The sequence below is a fragment of the Polaromonas sp. genome (assembly GCF_030682935.1).
In the GTDB taxonomy this organism is placed as follows: Bacteria; Pseudomonadota; Gammaproteobacteria; order Burkholderiales; family Burkholderiaceae_C; genus Polaromonas.
The window spans coordinates 50,772-71,784 of record NZ_JAUXNA010000103.1 but is presented as its reverse complement, the minus strand read 5'-3'; the positions used below and the strand labels follow the sequence as shown (position 1 = coordinate 71,784).

Sequence of the window (21,013 nt, the reverse complement as noted above, 5' to 3'; positions counted from 1 at the left end):
TGGCTCGTTGAGTTTGTTTGCCGACATACAGATGGTTGACATTCGCATTCCCAGCGGCAAGCCCGGCAAGGTCGGCTCGGTGGCGCTGCAGCTACTGGCCGAGCGCGCCCAGGGTGACGACACCACGCTGACCCTGGTGCTGCTGCCCCGGCTGGACAGCATGACCAGCAAGAGCGCCTGGTTTGCCGCGCTCGACAGCTTTGGCGTCACCGTCAAGTTCGACCCGGTTGATCGCCGCGCCCTGCCGCAGTGGATTGCGCAGCGCCTGCAACTGCAGGGCCAGCGCGTGGCGGCGGGCGACGAGGGTCAGCGCACACTGCAGTTTTTTGCCGATCGGGTCGAGGGCAACCTGCTGGCGGCGCACCAGGAAATCCAGAAACTGGCGCTGCTGCACCCGACCGGCGCGCTCAGTTTTGACCAGGTTGAAAACGCCGTGCTCAATGTGGCGCGCTACGACGTCTTCAAGCTGTCCGAAGCGGTGCTGGGCGCCCAGCCGGTGCGTGTGGCGCGCATGCTCGACGGCCTGCAAGCCGAAGGCACCGCCGAGGTGCTGGTGCACTGGGCGCTGGCCGAGGACATACGCAGCATGAAGCGCGTCAAAGACGCGCTGAACGCCGGCCGCCCCATGCCCATGGCGCTGCGCGACAACCGCGTGTGGGGCGCCAAGGAAAAACTGTTCGAGCGCGTGCTGCCTCACATGGAGGACGCCGCACTGGCCCGGCTGCTGCAGGCTGCGCAGCAGGTGGACGGCATCGTCAAGGGCTTGAAGCAGCCTGACTGGCCGCTGGACGGCTGGCAGGCGCTGCACCGGCTCGCGGGCATGGTGTGCGCGCAATGTGCTGCGCCTTCTGCGTCCCGCAGGCCGCGCCTGCCGGCGGCTGGCGCAAGGGGCTAGGGGCCAGGGCTATGCGGCAGACCGCTTCCCTGTCCAAAAAACTCATGCGCATTGGCGCCAGCTTGCTGGTTGTCGCGTTGTCGTCCATCGGTCTGACCTTGTGGGTGACCTGGCAGCTTGAAGGCGGCGCTGCGGCTGTCAACGAGGCTGGGCGCATGCGCATGCAGACGTGGCGCCTGGTCAGCGCCGTGCAGGGCGGCATGGCGCGGGCCGAGTTGCAGGATCTCGTGATCCGTTTCGATCAGAATCTGGCCGTGTTGCGGGTCGGCGACCCGTCCCGGCCGCTGTTCGTGCCCTGGGATGAACAGGTTCACGAGCGCTTTGCCGTTGTCGAGTCGCTGTGGCGTGAACAGCGCCCGCAGTGGCTGGCCGAGCCGCCGCCGACGACGCAGGATTCGCTGCAGGCGGCTGGCGATTTCGTGGATGCCATCGACCGTCTCGTGCTTGTGATTGAGCAGCATCTTTCCCGGCTGACGGCTATTTTGAATCTGTTCCAGTTCCTGATGATGGCGTTCGCCATTGGCGGGGCGGTGGTGATGCTCTACACCGGCTACCAGTATGTGATCAACCCGCTGGGGCGCCTGCGCCAGGGGCTGCGCAAGGTCGAGGCTGGCGATTTTGCCGCACGCATCGAGGTCGACACGCAGGACGAGTTTGGCCAGGTGGCGGCCGGTTTCAACCACATGGCCGCGACCCTGAACGCGCTTTACGGAGGGCTGGAATCCAAGGTCGAAGCCAAGACGCGGCGCATCGAGGCGCAGCACGCGCGGCTCAAGGCCTTGTACGAGGTTAGCGCCTTTCTGGCCCAGGCCAACAGTATCAACGAACTGGCGCGCGGGTTTGCCCAGCGCGTGCGAACCCTCATGAAGGCTGATGCTGCGGCGGTCCGTTGGTCCGATGAGGCCAGCCAGCGCTATCTGATGCTGGCTTCGGACTGTTTCCCGCAAGACCTGGAGGAGGAGGAGCGTAGCCTGCTGGCTGGTGCCTGCGCCTGCGGCAACCTGCGGCCGGACGCCCGCACGCGCGTGATCCCAATCCTGAATCATGACGAAGCGCCGGTGCGCCATTGCGCCCGGGCGGGGTACGAAAGCGTGGTCAGCGTGCCGATCCGGCTGCAGCAGCGCCTGCTGGGCGAGTTCAACCTGTTCTTCCGTTCTTGCGTCATGCTGAGCGCGGACGAAACCGAACTGCTGGATGCGCTGGCCAGTCACCTGGCCAGCGCCCTGGAGGGCTTGCGCGCCGCCGCCCTGGAACGTGAAGCCGCCGTCGCCGAGGAGCGTGCCCTGTTGGCGCGCGAACTGCACGACTCGATTGCGCAGTCGCTGGCTTTTCTCAAGATCCAGGTGCAACTGCTGCGAACCGCCATTCAGCGTACGCAGGCCGCGCAGGTACAAACAGCGCTTGATGAACTGGACACCGGGCTGCGGGAAAGCATTGGCGACGTGCGCGAACTGCTGGTGCATTTTCGTACGCGCACCAACACCGACGACATCGAGCAGGCCTTGCAGGAAACGCTGCAGAAGTTCCAGCATCAGACCGGCTTGCCAGCGAATCTGCAGGTCCAGGGCCACGGCCTGCCGCTGCCCTCTGACGTCCAGGTGCAAGTGCTGCATGTGCTTCAGGAGGCACTCTCCAATGTACGCAAGCACGCCGGCGCCACGCAGGTCGATCTGGAGGTGTTCAAGGGCGCGCGCTGGCGCTTTTTGGTGCGCGACAATGGCACCGGCTTCGATACCCACCAAAGCCGAGGCGCATCCCACGTGGGCATGAAAATCATGAGCGAGCGCGCCGGACGGATAGGCGCCGGGGTGACGGTGGTATCCGGGCCGGGCCAGGGCACCACGGTCACCCTGACGCTGCCGCATCACCCGGTAACCGGTGGTGGGGCAACGGGTGCTCAGGATGTGAACCCGCTGCCAAACCCAAGCCCGGCGGCTGAGGAAACAATAAGATGAAAAAAATCCGGCTGCTGGTGGTAGATGACCACACCCTGTTTCGCCGGGGGCTGATCGCGCTGCTGTCGCTCGACGAGCGGTTTGACGTGTCCTGCCAGGCCGGCGACATCGGCGAAGCCCTGCGTTGCGTGGAGCGCAGCAGGCCTGACCTGATCCTGCTGGATAACCACCTGCCGGGGGTTCGCGGTGTGGACGGGATCGCGTCGCTCAAGGACGCAGCCCCGGGCACCCGCATCCTGATGCTGACCGTGAGCGAAAACGAGGACGACCTGACCGCAGCGCTGCAGGCCGGCGCCGACGGTTATCTGCTCAAAACCGTGGAACTCGATCACCTGTCCGAGTTCATCATCAAAGTGCTCGCCGGGGAGTCGGTGGTCAGCCCGGAACTGATGACCAAGCTGGTTACCGCCTTCCGCGCCAAGGCGCCGCCCACGGCAGCGGGCGAAGCTGCCGCGCTGGAGGCGGGCAGCGCGAATGGCGCGCCGCCGCCACGCGACCCGCCGGGCCTGGCGCTGCTGTCGGCCCGCGAACGCGAAGTGCTCACGCACATTGCGCGCGGCGACAGCAACAAGGTCATTGCGCGCAAGCTCGACATCGCCGAAACCACGGTCAAGATCCACGTCCAGCACATTCTGCGCAAGCTGCAGCTGAGTTCGCGTGTGCAGGCTGCGGTGTACGCCGCCGGGCAGGACGCGGACTGACAGCGATCAGCAAAGGGCGTGCAAACCACTTTTCCGTGTCCGGGTGCGCCAGTGTTAACTCTTGATGCTCCTGTTTTGATAGCTAATAGTTCCCGTGTTGCTTGGGCTGCAGGCCTAAAATGCTTAAATTTATGGTTTTGGCTACGCTGCCCCGGCATACGCTGGTGATGGCATCGGGGGACCCTGAAACTGGCTTCAGTTTGATCCGGCCCTAGTTCTTTGGAACTAGGCCGACTGCGTCGCCCTAGTTCTTTTTTGCATTTCCTTACGTTCCAACGGGGGATGGTCAACGCCCCGGGAAAACCCGACAGTCAGTGCATGTCTTCTGGAGAAAGAAACATGGCTTCTGAACTGGGTAATTCAAAAAAAGCGTGGTCGGTGCTGATCGTCAGCACGCTGGCGTTCACGGTCTGCTTCATGGTCTGGATGATGTTTGGCGTGATCGGCATCCCGATCAAGAAGATGCTCAACCTCAATGCCACGGAGTTTGGCCTGCTCGCGGCCACGCCGGTGCTGACGGGCTCGCTGATCCGCGTCCCGCTGGGCATCTGGACCGACCGCTACGGCGGGCGCATCGTCATGGCGGTCCTGATGGCCGTCACGATACCCGCGATCTGGCTCATGAGTTATGCCACGGTCTACTGGCACTTCCTCGTGATTGGCCTGTTTGTTGGTTTGGCCGGCGGTTCGTTCTCGGTCGGCACGCCCTATGTGGCGCGCTGGTTCCCCAAAAATCGCCAGGGCATGGCGATGGGTGTGTACGGCGCCGGCAACTCGGGCGCCGCCGTCAACAAGTTTGTGGCGCCGGTGCTGCTGGTGGCCTTTGGCTGGGCCATGGTGCCGCAGGTGTATGCGGTCATCATGCTGGCCGCGTTGGTGCTGTTCTGGCTGTTCAGCTACAGCGACCCCTCGCACCTGGTGCCCAGCCACGTCAAGTTCAGCGACCAGCTCAAGGCGTTGAAGGACCCGAAAGTCCTCAAGTACTGCCAGTACTACAGCATCGTGTTCGGCGGCTATGTGGCCCTGTCGCTCTGGATGGTGCAGTACTACGTCGGTGAGTTTGGCCTCGATATTCGCGTGGCGGCCCTGCTGGCGGCCTGCTTCTCGCTGCCGGGCGGCGTGCTGCGCGCCTTCGGCGGCATCCTGTCCGACAAGTACGGCGCGCACAGCGTGACCTGGTGGGTGATGTGGGTGAGCTGGGTCTGCCTGTTCCTGCTGTCGTATCCGCAGACCGACTTCACCATCCTCACGATCAACGGACCGATGACCTTTCATCTCGGCCTGAACGTCTACACCTTCACTGGGTTGATGTTCATCCTGGGCATTGCCTGGGCCTTCGGCAAAGCCAGCGTTTTCAAGTACATCAGCGACGACTACGGTGCCAACATTGGCGCCATCAGCGGCATCGTCGGGCTGGCGGGCGGCCTGGGCGGCTTAGTTCTTCCCATAATGTGCGGCGCGCTGATGGACCTGACCGGCATCCGATCCAGCGCCTTCATGCTGATGTATGGTGTGGTCTGGGTGTCGCTGATCTGGATGTATTGGACCGAGGTGCGCCGCGCCGAAGTCATGGGGCGCAATGCAAACGCATTCAGCCTCAAGGATTGACCTGAAAACAACTCTGAAGGAACAATGTGAATACAACAGCCAAAAATCGTGCTGACATCTCCGACTGGCGTCCGGAGGATGAACAGTTCTGGGAAAGCACCGGCAAACACATCGCCAGCCGCAACCTGTGGATATCGATCCCCAACCTGCTGGTGGGTTTCGCCGTCTGGGTCATGTGGGGCATCATCACGGTGCAGATGCTCAACCTGGGTTTTCCGTTCAAGCCCGCCGAGTTGTTCACGCTCACGGCCATCGCCGGCCTGATGGGCGCCACGATGCGCATTCCCGCCTCGTTTTTCATTCGCCTCGCGGGTGGGCGCAACACCATCTTTCTGACGACTGCACTGCTCATTATTCCGGCGGTATGGACCGGCATTGCGTTGCAGGACAAGAGCACGCCGCTATGGGTGTTCCAGGCTTGCGCCTTCCTGTCGGGCATTGGTGGCGGCAATTTCGCCTGCTCCATGTCCAACATCTCGGGCTTCTATCCAAAACGGCTGCAGGGCACCGGTCTCGGCCTCAACGCGGGCCTGGGAAACTTCGGCGTCACCACCATGCAGATACTGATTCCGCTGGTGATGACCGTCGGTTTGTTTGGCGCCGTCGGTGGCGGTTCGATGGTGCTGATGAAGGATTCCGGCTGGATCTTCGGCAAGATTCTGGCTGGCACGCCCACCTACATCCAGAACGCCGGCTTCATCTGGGCCGCCATTCTGGTCCCCCTGGTCATCGCCGCCTGGTTCGGCATGAACAACCTGCTGCCCCTGTCACCCAACTATGGGGGCACTGTGGCCGCCTTTGGCAAGATTTTGTACTTGTGGGGCATTACCTGTGTCATCGGCGTGTTGGGCCTGTATCTGTACCTGCCCGCACCCACCGGCCTGGGCCTGCTCAACATGTGGGTGGCCTTGCCACTGATCATGGTCGTCACGGTGTTCTCCATGAAGCTCGCCGCCTTTGGAGAGATGAAGGGCAACATCGACAAGCAGTTCGAGATATTCAAGAACAAGCACACGTGGTCGATGACGATTCTGTACATTGTGACTTTCGGCTCGTTCATCGGCTTCTCGATGGCGCTGCCGCTGTCGATTGCCGTGATCTTCGGCACCAGCCACGTGCCCGACGCCGCAGGCATCATGCAGCACACACTGAAGAACCCGAACGCACCCTCGGCCCTGACCTATGCCTGGATCGGCCCCTTTGTGGGCGCCCTGATCCGTCCCGTGGGTGGCTGGATTGCTGACAAGGTCGGTGGTTCCATCGTGACACAGGTGATATCGGCCGTGATGGTGCTGGCGTCGGGCGCCGTGGGCTACGTCATGTTGCTGGCCTACGGATCAGCCACGCCTGAGCAGTACTTCTCCTTGTTCATGTGGCTGTTTGTCGTGCTCTTTGCCGCCAGCGGCATTGGCAACGGCTCCACCTTCCGTACCATCGGCGTGATATTTGACCGCCAGCAGGCCGGCCCGGTGCTGGGCTGGACCTCAGCGGTGGCCGCTTATGGCGCCTTCATTGCCCCCGTGGTGATCGGCGCCCAGATCAAGGCCGGCACACCCGAAGTCGCGATGTACGGCTTCGCCGTGTTTTACGCCCTGTGCCTGGTGCTGAACTGGTGGTTCTACCTGCGCAGTGGTGCCGAGATCAAAAACCCCTGACGCGCTGAACCGCTGCTTTTTACCGCTTTACCGTTTCACCGGAGAATCCAATGAGTCATTTTCTTGACCGACTAAGCCACTTTTCCAACCCCCGAGAATCGTTTTCGGGCGACCACGGCGTCACCACGGCTGAAGACCGCACGTGGGAGGACGCCTATCGCAACCGCTGGGCCCACGACAAGATCGTGCGCAGCACGCACGGCGTGAACTGCACCGGTTCGTGCTCCTGGAAAATTTATGTCAAGGGCGGCATCGTGACCTGGGAAACCCAGCAAACCGACTATCCCCGTACCCGTTGGGACATGCCCAACCACGAACCGCGCGGCTGTGCCCGCGGCGCCAGCTACAGCTGGTACCTGTACAGCGCGAACAGGGTGAAGTACCCGCTGGTTCGCGGCCGGCTGCTCAAGCTTTGGCGCGAAGCGCGCCTGTCGATGGATCCGGTCGACGCCTGGGCCTCCATTGCACAGTCTGATGCCAAGCGCAAAGACTACCAAAGTGTGCGCGGACTTGGCGGCTTCGTGCGCGCCAGCTGGGACGAGGTCAACGAGATCGTGGCGGCCTCCAACGTCTACACCATCAAAGAGCATGGGCCCGACCGCATCATTGGTTTTTCGCCGATTCCCGCCATGTCGATGGTCAGCTACGCAGCCGGCAGCCGCTACCTGAGCCTGATCGGCGGCGTGTGCATGAGCTTTTACGACTGGTACTGCGACCTGCCCCCCTCCAGTCCGCAAGTCTGGGGCGAACAGACTGACGTGCCCGAGTCGGCCGACTGGTACAACTCGAGTTTCATCATCGCCTGGGGCTCGAACGTGCCGCAAACGCGCACGCCTGACGCCCACTTCTTCACCGAAGTCCGCTACAAAGGCACCAAGACGGTTGCGATCACGCCCGACTATTCGGAAGTCGCCAAACTCTCCGACATCTGGATGAACCCGAAACAGGGAACCGACGCAGCGGTCGCCATGGCGATGGGCCACGTCATTCTCAAGGAGTTCTACTTCCCCGATGGCGGAAAGCCGCGCAGCGCCTACTTTGACAACTACGTGCGCCGCTACACCGACATGCCCATGCTGGTCATGCTCAAGGAACACCAGCTGCCCAGCGGCGAGACCGTCATGGTGCCCGACCGCTATGTGCGCGCATCGGATTTCAACGGCAATCTCGGCCAGGCCAACAACCCCGACTGGAAAACCGTTGCCATTGACGACAGCGGCAAGGTGGTGCTGCCCAACGGCGCCATCGGTTTCCGCTGGGGTCCTGACGGCCGGGCCGACGAGGGGCAATGGAACCTCGAAGCGAAGGAAGCCTTGCATGGCAACGAGGTCAAACTCAAGCTGTCCGTGATGGAGGGTGAGAACCCAAGCCTTGAGACCGCCAAGGTCGGTTTCCCCTACTTCGGTGGCATCGTCAGCGAGCACTTCCCGAACAATGCGACCGGCGCCGGCAGCAACGATGTGCTGGTGCGCACCGTGCCGGTGCAGCGCATTTCCCTCGGCAAGGCCGGCGAGCAGCGCGAGGCCCTGGTCGCCACCGTGTTTGACCTGCAGGTGGCCAACTACGGGGTGGCGCGCGGCCTGCCAGGCGAGCTGGCGGCCAAGAGCTTTGACGACGACACCCCGTACACGCCCGCATGGCAGGAGCGCATCACGGGCACGCCGCGCGAGCAGCTCATCACCGTGGCCCGCCAGTTTGCCGAGAACGCCGACAAGACGCATGGCAAATCCATGGTCATCATCGGCGCGGCCATGAACCACTGGTACCACAGCGACATGAACTACCGCGGCGTCATCAACATGCTGATGATGTGCGGCTGCATCGGCCAGAGCGGCGGCGGCTGGGCGCACTACGTGGGCCAGGAAAAACTGCGTCCGCAGACCGGCTGGACCGCGCTGGCCTTCGCGCTGGACTGGATCCGCCCGCCGCGGCAGATGAACTCCACCAGCTTCTTCTACGCCCACACCGACCAGTGGCGCTACGAGAAGCTGGGCATGGAGGAGGTGCTCTCGCCTCTGGCCGACAAGAAAATGTTCGGCGGCAGCATGATCGACTACAACGTGCGCGCCGAGCGCATGGGCTGGCTGCCGAGCGCACCGCAGCTGCAGACGAATCCGATGCAGGTGGTGAAGGACGCGCAGGCCCAGGGCCTGGATGCGAAAGATTATGTCGTCAAGTCGCTCAAGGACGGCTCACTCAAGATGAGCTGCGAAGACCCGGACCACCCGGACAACTGGCCGAGCAACTTGTTCGTGTGGCGCTCCAACATCCTGGGTTCCAGCGGCAAAGGCCACGAGTACTTCCTCAAGCACCTGCTGGGCACCAGCCACGGCGTGCAGGGCAAGGACCTCGGCAAGGACGATGCCAAACCCACCGAAGTGGTGTGGCCCGACAAGGCGCCCGAGGGCAAGCTTGACCTGCAGGAGACACTGGACTTCCGCATGCGCACCGCCGGCCTGTACTCCGACATCGTGCTGCCCACCGCCACCTGGTATGAGAAGAACGACCTCAACACCAGCGACATGCACCCCTTCATTCACCCGCTGTCCACCGCGGTGGACCCGGCCTGGCAGTCCCGTAGCGACTGGGACATCTACAAGGGCTTTGCCAAGAAATTCAGCGAAGTGTGCGTGGGCCACCTGGGCGTGGAACGCGAGATGGTGCTGACGCCCCTGATGCACGACACCCCCGCCGAGCTGGCCCAGCCCTTCGGCGTGAAAGAGTGGAGCAAAGGGGAGATTGACCTGATTCCCGGCAAGACAGCGCCCAACATGGCCGTGGTCGAACGCGACTACCCCAACGTGTACAAGCGCTTCACGGCCCTGGGCCCCCTGATGAACAAAGTGGGCAATGGCGGCAAAGGCATCAACTGGAACACCCAGACCGAGGTGAAGCAACTGGGCGAACTCAATGGCTTCCATACGGCCGAGGGCGTGACCTGCGGCATGCCGAAGATCGAGACCGACATCGATGCCTGCGAAGTCGTGCTGCAGCTCGCGCCGGAGACCAATGGCCATGTCGCCGTCAAGGCCTGGCAGGCCCTGGGCAAGCAGACCGGCCTGGACCACACCCACCTGGCGATCCACCGCGAAGACGAGAAAATCCGCTTCCGCGACATCCAGGCCCAGCCGCGCAAGATCATCAGCTCACCGACCTGGAGCGGCATCGAATCCGAGACCGTGTCCTACAACGCGGGCTACACCAACGTGCACGAGATGATCCCCTGGCGCACGCTGACCGGTCGCCAGCAGTTCTACATGGACCATCCCTGGATGACTGCTTTCGGCGAAGGCTTCACCAGCTACCGTCCGCCGGTCGATTTGAAAACCACCGCTGGTATTCATGGCATCAAGCCCAATGGCAATACCGAAATTTTGCTGAACTTCATTACGCCGCACCAGAAGTGGGGCATTCACTCCACCTACAGTGACAACCTGATGATGCTCACGCTCAATCGCGGCGGGCCGGTCATCTGGCTTAGCGAGGACGATGCCAAGAGTGCCGGCATTGTGGACAACGATTGGGTCGAGCTGTTCAACATCAACGGCGCCATTGCGGCCCGCGCGGTGGTGAGCCAGCGGGTGAACAATGGCATGGTCATGATGTACCACGCCCAGGAGAAAATCATCAACACCCCGGGCTCGGAAATCACCGGCATTCGCGGCGGCATCCACAACTCGGTGACACGCATCGTGCTCAAACCGACCCACATGATCGGTGGCTACGCCCAGTTCAGCTACGGCTTCAACTACTACGGAACCATTGGCACCAACCGCGACGAGTTTGTGGTTGTTCGCAAGATGGACAAGATTGACTGGCTGGACGACGAACCCAGCTCGACCTCGACCGAAGCCCACGCCTAAGGAGAACAGAGATGAAAATACGCGCTCAAATCGGCATGGTGCTGAACCTGGACAAGTGCATCGGTTGCCACACCTGTTCCGTCACCTGCAAGAACGTCTGGACCAGCCGTCCTGGCATGGAATACGCCTGGTTCAACAACGTCGAGACCAAGCCCGGCATTGGTTACCCCAAGGAGTGGGAAAACCAGGACAAATGGAACGGCGGCTGGGTTCGCAAGAGCGATGGCTCGATCGAGCCGCGCCAGGGTGGCAAGTGGAAGCTCTTGATGCGCCTCTTCGCGAATCCGAACATGCCGCAGATTGACGACTACTACGAGCCCTTCACCTTCGACTACGACCACCTGCAGTCGGCGCCCGAAATGAAGGCCACGCCGACCGCGCGGCCGCGCAGCCTGATCACCGGCAAGCGCATGGAAAAAATCGAATGGGGTCCGAACTGGGAAGAAATCCTCGGCGGCGAGTTTTCCAAGCGCAGCAAGGACGCCAACCTGGCCAACTTTGACCAGGTCCAGAAGGACATGGTCGGCCAGTTTGAAAACACCTTCATGATGTATCTGCCGCGCCTGTGCGAGCACTGCCTGAACCCGACCTGCGTGGCGTCCTGCCCCTCGGGCTCGATCTACAAGCGCGAGGAAGACGGCATCGTGCTGATCGACCAGGACAAGTGCCGGGGCTGGCGCATGTGCGTTTCGGGTTGCCCGTACAAAAAGATTTACTACAACTGGAAGAGCGGCAAGGCCGAGAAGTGCACCTTTTGCTACCCGCGTATCGAGGCCGGCCAGCCCACGGTGTGCAGCGAAACCTGCGTCGGACGCATCCGTTACCTCGGTGTGGTGCTGTATGACGCCGACCGCATCCAGGAAGCGGCCAGCGTGGAAGACGACAAGGACCTGTACCAGGCGCAGCTCGACATCTTCCTGAACCCGCACGATCCGAAGGTGATCGCACAGGCCCGTCTGGATGGCATTCCCGAGGCCTGGCTCGAAGGCGCGCGCAAGAGCCCGGTCTACAAGATGGCCGTGGAGTGGAAGGTGGCCTTGCCGCTTCACCCCGAATACCGCACGCTGCCCATGGTCTGGTATGTGCCGCCGCTGTCGCCCATCAGCGCTGCGGCCAATGCAGGCCATATTGGCATCAACGGCGAGCTGCCGGACATCGCCCAGATGCGCATTCCCGTGCAGTACCTGGCCAACCTGCTGACGGCGGGTGACACCGCGCCGGTGATTCGTTCGCTCCAGCGCATGCTGGCCATGCGCTCCTACCAGCGCAGCAAGCATGTGGACCAGGTACAGAACCTGGCCGTGCTGGAGCAAGCCGGTCTCACCGTGGCCGAGGTCGAGGACATGTACCACATCATGGCGATCGCCAACTACGAAGACCGCTTCGTGATCCCGAGCAGCCACCGCGAATACGCCGAAAACGCGTTCGATATGCGCGGAGGTTGTGGCTTTACGTTCGGCAACGGTTGCTCCGACGGCGCCAGCGACGTCAGCCTGTTTGGCGGCAACAAAAAACGCACTATTCCCATCAAGGTGGAGGTCTGAGACATGGCACTTTTTAACAACCCTCCGGTGGCGTCCAAGAGCCTGCGCGTGCTGGCCCGGCTGCTCGGTTATCCCGACGCCGAGCTGCGCGGCAACCTCGCGGAACTTCGCCAAGCGTTGCACGGCGAGCGCGCACTGCCGCCGCAGCGGCTGGCCGAACTTGACGCCTTGATCGATTCGCTGGCGCATCCAGAGCCGCTCGACACCGAAGCCGCCTATGTGGAACTCTTTGACCGTGGCCGCGCCACCTCGCTGCACCTGTTCGAGCATGTGCACGGCGACTCGCGCGACCGTGGGCCGGCCATGATCGACCTGGCGCAGACCTACGAGAAGGCAGGCATGTACCTGGCCGAAGGCGAGATGCCCGACTTCCTGCCGGTGGTGCTCGAATTCACCTCGACGCAGCCGCCACGCGAGGCGCGCGAGTTCCTGGCCGAGATGGCGCATATTTTCAACGCGATTTTTTCGGCGCTGCAGCAACGCGGCAGCGCTTACGCCTGCGTGCTGGGCGCGCTGCTGGAGCTGGCCGGCGAAAAAGCCCAGCCGGTGCAAGTCGCCGCCGAAGAGCCGATAGACGCGGCCTGGGAAGAGCCGCTCGTTTTTGACGGCTGCTCGTCCAAGGGCCAGGCCAGGCCTGACCAGCCGCAACCGATTCACATCGTCCGCAAGGGACGTCCTATAGAAGGAGCGCAAGCATGACTTCGCTGAACGATTTTCTTTTTGGCATCTACCCCTACATCTGCCTGACGGTGTTCCTGCTCGGCAGCCTGATCCGCTTCGACCGCGACCAGTACACCTGGAAGAGCGATTCCTCGCAACTGCTGCGCGCCGGCCAGTTGCGCTGGGGCAGCAACCTGTTTCACGTCGGCGTGCTGTTTCTGTTCTTCGGACACACCTTCGGCATGCTGACGCCGCACTTCATCTACGAGCCCTTCATCGGCGCGGGTGCCAAGCAGGTGGTGGCCATGACCTCAGGCGGTCTGTTTGGTCTGCTCGGGTTCATCGGCGTCTCCATTTTGCTGCACCGTCGCCTGTCTGACCCGCGGATTCGTGTCAACTCCAAAACCAGCGACATTGTGCTGCTGTGGCTGCTCTGGCTTCAGCTGGCGCTCGGCCTGGCCACGATTCCCCTGTCGGCACAGCACCTGGACGGCAGCATGATGATGAAGCTGGCCGGCTGGGCGCAGTCCATCGTGACCTTCCAGGCCGGCGCGCCAGAACTGCTGGCAGAGGCGGGCTGGGTCTTCAAGGCGCACATGTTCCTGGGCATGTCGATCTTCCTGATCTTTCCGTTCACCCGCCTGGTGCATGTGTGGAGCGGGTTTGGCTCTGTGGCCTATCTCGTGCGTCCGTACCAGATCGTGCGCAGCCGCCGTCTCGGTGTCCCCGCCCCCAAGTCGCATGGCAACCGTTAAAACGTCGTCACCAGAAGGTCATTTCATGAACGCACCAACTTCCACACCTGCTGCCGTGTCCGGGGGCTGCGGCAGCGGCGCCTGCCAGTGCGCGAGCACGGCCGGTGATGCCGTCGCCACTGCTACTGCAGCACCCACCATGGCGTATGTCAACGGCATTGCCTTGCATGCGCCGGGGCAGCGCCCGGACACGGCCACGCTGCGTGAATCGGCTTATTCCGAACTGCTGCGCCAGCAGGCGGTGCTGGCAGGCCTGCTGCCGCGCCACACCGGACTGACGGCGCCCGAGCTTGGCGAGGCCGAGCGCAAGGTCATTGAGGCCATGGTGGACCGGGAGGTGGTGACCCCCCAGCCTGGCGAAGAGGAGTGCGGGCGCTATTACGAAGCCAACAAGCCGCAATTCATGGTTGGACAGGCGCTGCATGTACGGCACATCCTGTTTGCCGTGACGCCTGGCGTCAACGTCCATGCCCTGACGGTCCATGCTGAGACAGCCTTGCTGGAACTCACCCGCAAGGATGCTCACCCGGATCGCTTTGCCCAACTGGCGGCCGAGCTGTCGAACTGTCCCACCAGTGCCCAAGGGGGTGACTTGGGCTGGATTGGTCCTGACGACTGCGCCCCCGAGCTGGCCAACGAACTGTTTCACCAGAAGCATTCGCAGTGGGGCATGGGGGTGCATCCACGTCTCACGCACACGCGCTTCGGTTTCCACATCATCGAGGTGCTGAATCGCCGTGTCGGCAAGCAGCCAGCCTATGAGGAAGTGCGCGAGCGCATTGCCGCCCTGTTGACCATGCAGTCGCGTGCCAGGGCGCTGCACCAGTACATGACGCTGCTGGTGGGACAGGCGCTGGTGGAAGGCATCGCGTTGGAAGGGGCCGATTCGCCTCTGGTGCAATGAGCGAGGGCGCCGCCGACGAACTGCTGTTGCGTTTGCGGCGTTTTCAATCCGATTACTTTCCCCTGCACCAGCAGCGCTTTCAGGACCTGGTGGCGCGGGGCCAGCATCCCAAGACGCTGTTTATTGGATGCTCGGACTCGCGTCTGGTGCCCTATCTGCTGACCGGCACGGGGCCGGGCGAGTTGTTTATTGTGCGCAACGTGGGCGCGTTCATTCCGCCCTATGACGGCTCGCACGGCTTGCACGGCACCATGGCCGCGATTGAGTACGCGGTGCTGACCCTGCAGGTGGAACGCATCATCGTCTGCGGCCACAGCCATTGCGGGGCCATTCGTGCCGCCTATGAAGGCGTGCCCGAGGAAGCCGTGGCGCTGCAGGCCTGGCTCAAGCTGGCCCGCGAGGCCTTGCTGCCGGTGCAGCCCAGCCCCGAGGCGATGCGCCGCACCGAGCAGCGCTCGGTAGTGTTGCAGCTCGAACGCCTGATGGACTACCCCTTTGTCCGGCGTGAAGTGGAGGGTGGAAGGCTCACGCTGCACGGCTGGCATTACGTGATTGAAGAAGGCGAGGTCCATGTCTTCGATGTCAAAAGCGGCGAGTTTGTTCCGGCGTCCACGGCCTCCCACAGCGGTACAGGTCCTTACCAGGCGATCGAAGATTCGATTTCCAGTCCCGTGTTCAATGAAATCGACGACAGTTATGCCAACCTCGGCACTCCGGGCAGACCCACCCCCTAACTGGCTATAAAAATCACAGATTCGGATAAATTCTTGAACCGGGTCAAGGACTGACTGGCATGTAAACGGTACTCTTCAACGAGATACACATTTCAGGAGTTCAGAAAATGAATCAGGTCAAAGCCAGCGGGTTCACCAAGCAAATGGCCCGCAACATGTTTTACGGAGGGTCCGTATTCTTCATATTCGTGTTTGCCGCACTCATATTTGACAGCGAGCGAAAAATCCCATTCAGATCCAATGCGGAGGCCATTACACCGGCGGTGGTGCGCGGCAAGGGACTTTGGGAAACGCGCAACTGCATCGGCTGCCACACCCTGTTGGGTGAAGGCGCATATTTTGCGCCCGAACTGGGCAACGTGTACAAACGCCGTGGCGGCGAGTTCATCAAGGCATGGATCAAGGCTCAACCCACCCAGACCCCGGGACGCCGACAAATGCCGCAGTTCAATTTCACGGATGCGCAACTTGATGACATGGTGGAGTTCTTGCGTTGGACGAACAACGTGAACACCGAAAAATGGCCTCCCAATATTGAAGGCTGAACGTTGAGGCACGTCTGAACGAACAAGGAAACTCAAATGCAAGCGACAACACTCAAGTACAAATCTCAAGGGGTTGCGAAGTATTACTTCATAGCCGCCTTGATTCTTTTCACGGCCCAGATCGTATTTGGTATCGGGCTAGGCCTGCAATACGTGATCGGCGACTTCCTCTTTCCCTATATCCCGTTCAACCAGGCCCGGATGGTGCATACCAACCTGCTCATCGTCTGGCTGCTGTTTGGCTTCCAGGGGGCCGCCTACTACCTAGTGCCGGAGGAATCCGAAACAGAGTTGTACAGCACAAAGCTGGCGATGGTGCTGTTCTGGGTCTTTCTGGCCGCAGGGGCTCTGACCATCGTGGGCTACCTCGCGGTTCCCTATGCCACGCTGGCAAAGTGGACCGGCAACGAATTGCTGGCCACCATGGGACGGGAGTTTCTCGAGCAACCTTTGCCAACCAAGGTAGGCATTGTGGTGGTTATGCTGGGCTTTCTGTTCAACATCAGCATGACGGTGCTCAAAGGTCGCAAGACCAGTATTTCGCTGGTACTGCTGATGGGCTTGTGGGGCCTGGCGCTGATGTTCCTGTTCAGCTTCGTCAACCCGGACAACCTAGTCCGCGACAAAATGTACTGGTGGTTTGTCGTGCATTTGTGGGTTGAGGGAACCTGGGAGTTGATTCTGGGCGCATTGCTTGCATTCGTGCTCATCAAAACCACAGGGGTCGACCGTGAAGTCATTGACAAATGGCTGTATGTCATCATTGCCATGGCTCTGATCACAGGCATTCTGGGCACGGGTCACCATTTCTTCTTCATCGGCATGCCAGGCTACTGGCTGTGGGTTGGCAGCATCTTCTCGGCACTGGAACCTATCCCGTTCTTCATGATGACCGTGTTTGCTTTCAACATGGTTCAGCGCCGCCGCCGGGAACATCCCAACCAGGCTGCCCTGCTGTGGGCTGTCGGCTGCTCCGTGGTCGGATTCCTGGGCGCCGGTGTGTGGGGTTTCATGCACACATTGAGCCCCATCAACTACTACACACACGGCAGCCAAATCACAGCCGCGCATGGTCACCTTGCGTTTTATGGCGCCTATGTCATGGTGGTTCTGGCCATGATCAGTTATGCGATGCCAACCCTCCGGGGGCGCGAGGCCAACAGCCGCCGCGCGCAAAGCTTCGAAATGTGGAGCTTCTGGATGATGACCGTGGGCATGGGTGTCATGGCGCTGGCTCTTACCGGCGCAGGCATTCTGCAAGTTTGGCTGCAGCGCATGCCCACCGAAGGCGCCATGTCATTTATGGCAACGCAAGAGCAGCTCAACTTCTTCTACTGGCTGCGCATGGCCGGCGGCGTGGGTTTCCTGCTCGGACTGATGACCTACCTATTCAGTTTCTTCGCCAAACCGGGGGCGGATGAAGGCGAGGTCGGCGTTGCCTCGCCAGGCATGATGCCGCGACGGACTCAGGCGGTCTAAGGTGATGCAGGCGGCAACCCTACCGTTCTACGCAGAGCAGGGCAACGAGTGCGACCTCTTTGAGCATGCGTGGAAAAAGCAGTTGCCGCTTCTCATCAAAGGCCCCACCGGTTGTGGCAAAACCCGGTTCGTCGAACACATGGCCGCCCGGTTGGGGCGGCCTCTTGTCACAGTGTCGTGCCATGACGATCTCAGCGCCGCAGACCTGGTCGGCCGTTTTTTGATTGGCAACGGCAACACCGTGTGGTCTGACGGCCCGCTGGCCCGCGCAGTGCGCAGTGGCGCCATTTGCTACCTCGATGAAGTGGTGGAGGCGCGCAAAGACACCACCGTTGTGCTGCATCCGCTGGCCGATGACCGGCGCATACTGCCGATCGAACGAACCGGTGAACAACTCGCGGCACCGCCTGAATTCATGTTGGTGATTTCCTACAACCCGGGCTACCAGAATTTGCTCAAGGGCCTTAAACCCAGCACCCGGCAACGCTTTTTGGCGTTAAGCATGAGCTATCCGGTTCCTGAGGTCGAGATCGCCATTGTCCAGGCTGAAACCGGCGTTTCGACGCCATGCGCAACCCAACTGGTTCAACTGGCAAAGTCTTTGCGATGCCTGACAGAGTACGACCTGGAGGAAACCGCCAGCACCCGGCTGCTCGTTTCGGCAGGCCGTCTGGTGGCTTCTGGTTTGTCACTGCAGGGGGCCTGTAGAGCCGCCATTATTGACGCCCTGACGGACGACACCGCGACCGCCGAAGCCCTGGGTGAGGTCGTGCGCGCCCTGGTTGGCGATGCCCCCTGATCTTTCGCCCCTGGCCGCGACGCTGGAAACCTCGGCCCGGGCTAGAACCAGGCCTGGGCAACTTCAAAAATCACGCCGTGCAGCGCAGGCCGTGTTCTTCCTTCTGTTCGTTCTGGCGCCGGCGCTGAATTTGCTGCGCTTTGACCTGTACGATACACAATTATGGTTTATGGGAATGCGCTGGTCGCTGGGAATCGGTGCCCTTGCCAGCGGCGAAATCAATGCCACGCAAGCGGGCATCAGCATTTTGCTGCGCGCATTTTTGCCGGCGATCGTGTTCGTCACCGTATTTCTGGGCATTGCTTACCGCTATGGCCGCCTCTACTGTGGCTGGCTATGCCCCCATTTTTCAGCGGTTGAGTTGCTCAATAACTTTTTACATCGTGCCTCCGGCAAACTCAGCCTGTGGGACCGCGGCACGACACCACGCGTCAACGTGAAGCCCAAGGCCCGCTGGTGGCCGCTTTTTGCCCTGAGTTGCGCGTTGATGGGCTTCCTGTGGGCCATCACACTCTTGACGTATCTGCTGCCGCCAACAGTGATCTGGGGTGGCCTGATACAGGGCACATTGACCCCCAACCAGACGCGCTTCATTGTGATAGGCAGCCTGGTATTGACTGCGGAATTTGCCTTCGCCAGGCATTTGTTTTGTCGCTTTGGCTGCGCCGTGGGCTTGTTTCAAAGTTTGGCCTGGATGGCCAACCCGCGCGGCATGGTGGTTGCGTTTGCACGGGATCGCGCACGGGATTGCAAGACTTGCGACCCGCCAAGAGGCTCTGCTTGTGACAACGCTTGTCCGATGCGGCTCAATCCCCGCAACATCAAACGCCTGATGTTCTCTTGCGTGCAGTGCGGTCAGTGTCTGAGCGCTTGCGACACTTCACAGCAAGCCCAGGCGCGCGAACCAACCCTGCAATGGCAAGTGGGTGTTGAGGCGCTGCGCGAAACCCTGCGCCAGCGTCGCAGAGAGCATTCAGAGAGTTCTTGATGGAAGAAATGGTAGGACGCTGGTGGCATCACGCGGTGACGCGTCTGGCGCAACGTGGTAACCCTGAGGCCATTGTTCATCTCAATGATGTCCAAAAGTCGATTGGCGTTCTATTTCGGGCGGCAGGCGGTTCGGCCGCGTTGCGGCTGGCGCCAGCCTCCGAGCAGCGCATGGGTGGTCCGCGGAGCTGGCTGCAAAGAGTTGCCGGCAGTGGTGGCCGGGCCGACACGGCACGGCTTGAGCCCGATGTGCTCGCACTGCCCGCGTCGCTGTCGGTATTTGATGATCGAACGCTGAACCGGGATTTGTACCTCTGGCTTGCCATTCAATCGGCCTGCTTCGAACACACCGGCAACTGGGTCGCCGATAACTGCCGCGCCAGTCTGCGGGGGCTGTGCCACTTCCCCGGCTTTGCGCCAAGGTACAGGCAATTGCAGAGCGCACATCTTTCACAGCGTGCCAACCCAAGCCATCTGCGAGGAACCGCCGCTCTGGCTGAAGCCGCCATTCAGGCCGCCTTGCGGGGCGATGGCTTGAGTGCCTGTCAGGTTGAGCCATCGGACGTGGCGCCGGTATGGCTGTGGGTAGGCGCTGGAGGTGCCCTGGCATGCGGGGCGGCACGAAGCGCGGGCACGCAGGATCCGGTGGATGCCGCGCGCGCCAACTCTGCCGAGGACAAACAACGTCGACGCACGGAGCGCGCGCAGGAAAGTCAGGGACGTAACGCCATGGTGCTGCCTTTTCGGGGCGAGGCCCTGATGTCCTGGAGCGAGATGGTGCGCGTCAACCGCAGCACCGACGACGAAGATGACGGCAACGCCGTCGCGGCAGCCAACGACATGGACAAGCTGTCGTTGGCACCCGACGGTCAAACACTGGCATCGCGCGTCAAGTTTGATCTGGATCTGCCGAGCACGAGTGCCGACGACTTGCCTTTGGGGCCTGGACTGCACCTTCCCGAATGGGACTACCGGCGTGGCGTCATGCAGCCTGATCATTGTGTTGTACAAGTCATGGAGGCGCGTCCGGGCGCCTCTTTTGTGCCATCGCCAACTCTTCGATTGACAGCTCGGCGCGTGCGCCGTCGCCTGGAGACGCTGCGCGACGCACCCCGCCCGCAACACGGACAGGACAGCGGGGACGCCATTGACCTGGATGCCTGGGTACGCTTCAGCGCCGACCAGCTGGGGCACTGCGGCCTGCGCAGCGATGCGCCGCCGGTCTACACACGGCACGCCCGCAGTGAGCGCAGCCTCGCCACCTTGCTGCTGGCTGATTTGTCGCTGTCGACCGACGCCCATGCGACGTCGCAAGTCCGTGTCATTGATGTCATTCGCGATGCGCTGTTTGTTTTCGGCGAGGCCTTGTGCGCCGTGGGGGACCCGTTTGCCATGTGGGGGTTCAGCTCGGTGCGCCGCCACCATGTCAGACTGCAGCGCCTCAAGAGTTTTGACGAAGCATGGAATGAAACCACCCGGGCACGCGTGGGCGCCGTTCGGCCCGGCTACTACACCCGCATGGGTGCCGCAATACGTCACGCCACACGCCAGTTATCGGGGCGGCCGGAGCGCCGCCGCCTGTTGATGCTGCTGACCGACGGAAAGCCCAACGACCTGGACATTTATGAGGGGCGCTACGGCATCGAGGATACCCGTCATGCCATTCATGAAGCGCATGCCGCGGGCCTGTCACCCTTTTGCGTCACCATCGATGAATCCGGTCATGACTACCTTCCGCTGCTTTTTGGCCAACGGGGCTATGCACTGGTTCACCGGCCAGAAGACCTGGTCAACCGGTTAACGCAGGCCTGGGCGACACTGGCCCGTCAATAGAAACGCACTTCGGAGCCGCACCGCCTCCAGCTTGAATTCGACGGTGCATTGGCCCCACCATGCCGGTCTGATCTTTTGTCCATTTTTTCAACTGGA

At 61.8% G+C, this 21,013-nt stretch carries 16 protein-coding genes; all 16 read left to right on the top strand.

Translation table 11 applies throughout. The features are described 5' to 3' along the window. Window positions 1–895: DNA polymerase III subunit delta (gene holA / locus Q8K05_RS04685; protein ID WP_305245357.1), on the top strand; the 895-nt coding region annotated here is incomplete at its 5' end. Window positions 896–906: 11 nt separating this feature from the next. Beyond that, window positions 907–2,850 carry a type IV pili methyl-accepting chemotaxis transducer N-terminal domain-containing protein gene (locus Q8K05_RS04680; RefSeq protein ID WP_305245356.1) on the top strand — a complete coding sequence of 648 codons (1,944 nt, stop codon included), beginning with the start codon at window positions 907–909 and terminating at the stop codon, window positions 2,848–2,850. Next, window positions 2,847–3,551: a response regulator gene (locus Q8K05_RS04675; protein ID WP_305245355.1), complete on the top strand. Its 705-nt coding sequence runs from the start codon at window positions 2,847–2,849 to the stop codon at window positions 3,549–3,551. Before Q8K05_RS04680 ends, Q8K05_RS04675 begins: the two co-directional genes overlap by 4 nt. A 339-nt stretch (window positions 3,552–3,890) precedes the next feature. Next, entirely contained in the window at window positions 3,891–5,159 is a 1,269-nt protein-coding gene (locus tag Q8K05_RS04670; protein WP_305245354.1) for a nitrate/nitrite transporter, read from the top strand. Window positions 5,160–5,185: 26 nt separating this feature from the next. Continuing rightward, window positions 5,186–6,814: an antiporter gene (locus tag Q8K05_RS04665; protein ID WP_305245353.1), complete on the top strand. Its 1,629-nt coding sequence runs from the start codon at window positions 5,186–5,188 to the stop codon at window positions 6,812–6,814. 50 nt (window positions 6,815–6,864) lie between these two features. Then, the gene (locus tag Q8K05_RS04660; RefSeq protein ID WP_305245352.1) at window positions 6,865–10,677 is read left to right on the top strand and encodes a nitrate reductase subunit alpha; all 3,813 of its coding nucleotides are present in this window, start codon (window positions 6,865–6,867) and stop codon (window positions 10,675–10,677) included. An 11-nt stretch (window positions 10,678–10,688) separates the two neighbouring features. Then, entirely contained in the window at window positions 10,689–12,221 is a 1,533-nt protein-coding gene (gene narH / locus Q8K05_RS04655; RefSeq protein ID WP_305245351.1) for a nitrate reductase subunit beta, read from the top strand. A 3-nt stretch (window positions 12,222–12,224) separates the two neighbouring features. Beyond that, on the top strand, window positions 12,225–12,920 hold the full coding sequence (gene narJ, locus Q8K05_RS04650) for a nitrate reductase molybdenum cofactor assembly chaperone (RefSeq protein ID WP_305245350.1): 696 nt from the start codon (window positions 12,225–12,227) through the stop codon (window positions 12,918–12,920). Next, entirely contained in the window at window positions 12,917–13,636 is a 720-nt protein-coding gene (gene narI, locus Q8K05_RS04645) for a respiratory nitrate reductase subunit gamma (protein ID WP_305245349.1), read from the top strand. The genes narJ and narI overlap by 4 nt, the downstream gene beginning before the upstream one ends. Window positions 13,637–13,661: 25 nt before the next feature. Beyond that, window positions 13,662–14,540, top strand: a complete 879-nt coding sequence (locus Q8K05_RS04640) for a peptidylprolyl isomerase (RefSeq protein ID WP_305245348.1) — start codon at window positions 13,662–13,664, stop codon at window positions 14,538–14,540. Then, window positions 14,537–15,274: a carbonic anhydrase gene (locus Q8K05_RS04635; RefSeq protein ID WP_305245347.1), complete on the top strand. Its 738-nt coding sequence runs from the start codon at window positions 14,537–14,539 to the stop codon at window positions 15,272–15,274. The genes Q8K05_RS04640 and Q8K05_RS04635 overlap by 4 nt, the downstream gene beginning before the upstream one ends. Window positions 15,275–15,381: 107 nt before the next feature. Then, window positions 15,382–15,819: a cytochrome c gene (locus Q8K05_RS04630; protein WP_370868772.1), complete on the top strand. Its 438-nt coding sequence runs from the start codon at window positions 15,382–15,384 to the stop codon at window positions 15,817–15,819. A gap of 36 nt (window positions 15,820–15,855) precedes the next feature. Further along, a complete protein-coding gene (locus Q8K05_RS04625; RefSeq protein WP_305245345.1) occupies window positions 15,856–17,298 on the top strand; it encodes a cbb3-type cytochrome c oxidase subunit I in 1,443 nt (480 codons plus the stop codon). 4 nt (window positions 17,299–17,302) lie between these two features. After that, window positions 17,303–18,097, top strand: coding sequence for a CbbQ/NirQ/NorQ/GpvN family protein (locus tag Q8K05_RS04620; protein WP_305245344.1), 795 nt, complete (start codon window positions 17,303–17,305; stop codon window positions 18,095–18,097). Continuing rightward, window positions 18,087–19,085 (top strand): 4Fe-4S binding protein, encoded by a 999-nt coding sequence (locus Q8K05_RS04615; protein WP_305245343.1) that lies wholly within the window; start codon window positions 18,087–18,089, stop codon window positions 19,083–19,085. Before Q8K05_RS04620 ends, Q8K05_RS04615 begins: the two co-directional genes overlap by 11 nt. Then, entirely contained in the window at window positions 19,085–20,917 is a 1,833-nt protein-coding gene (locus Q8K05_RS04610) for a nitric oxide reductase activation protein NorD (RefSeq protein WP_305245342.1), read from the top strand. Before Q8K05_RS04615 ends, Q8K05_RS04610 begins: the two co-directional genes overlap by 1 nt. The last annotated feature ends 96 nt before the right edge of the window (window positions 20,918–21,013 follow it).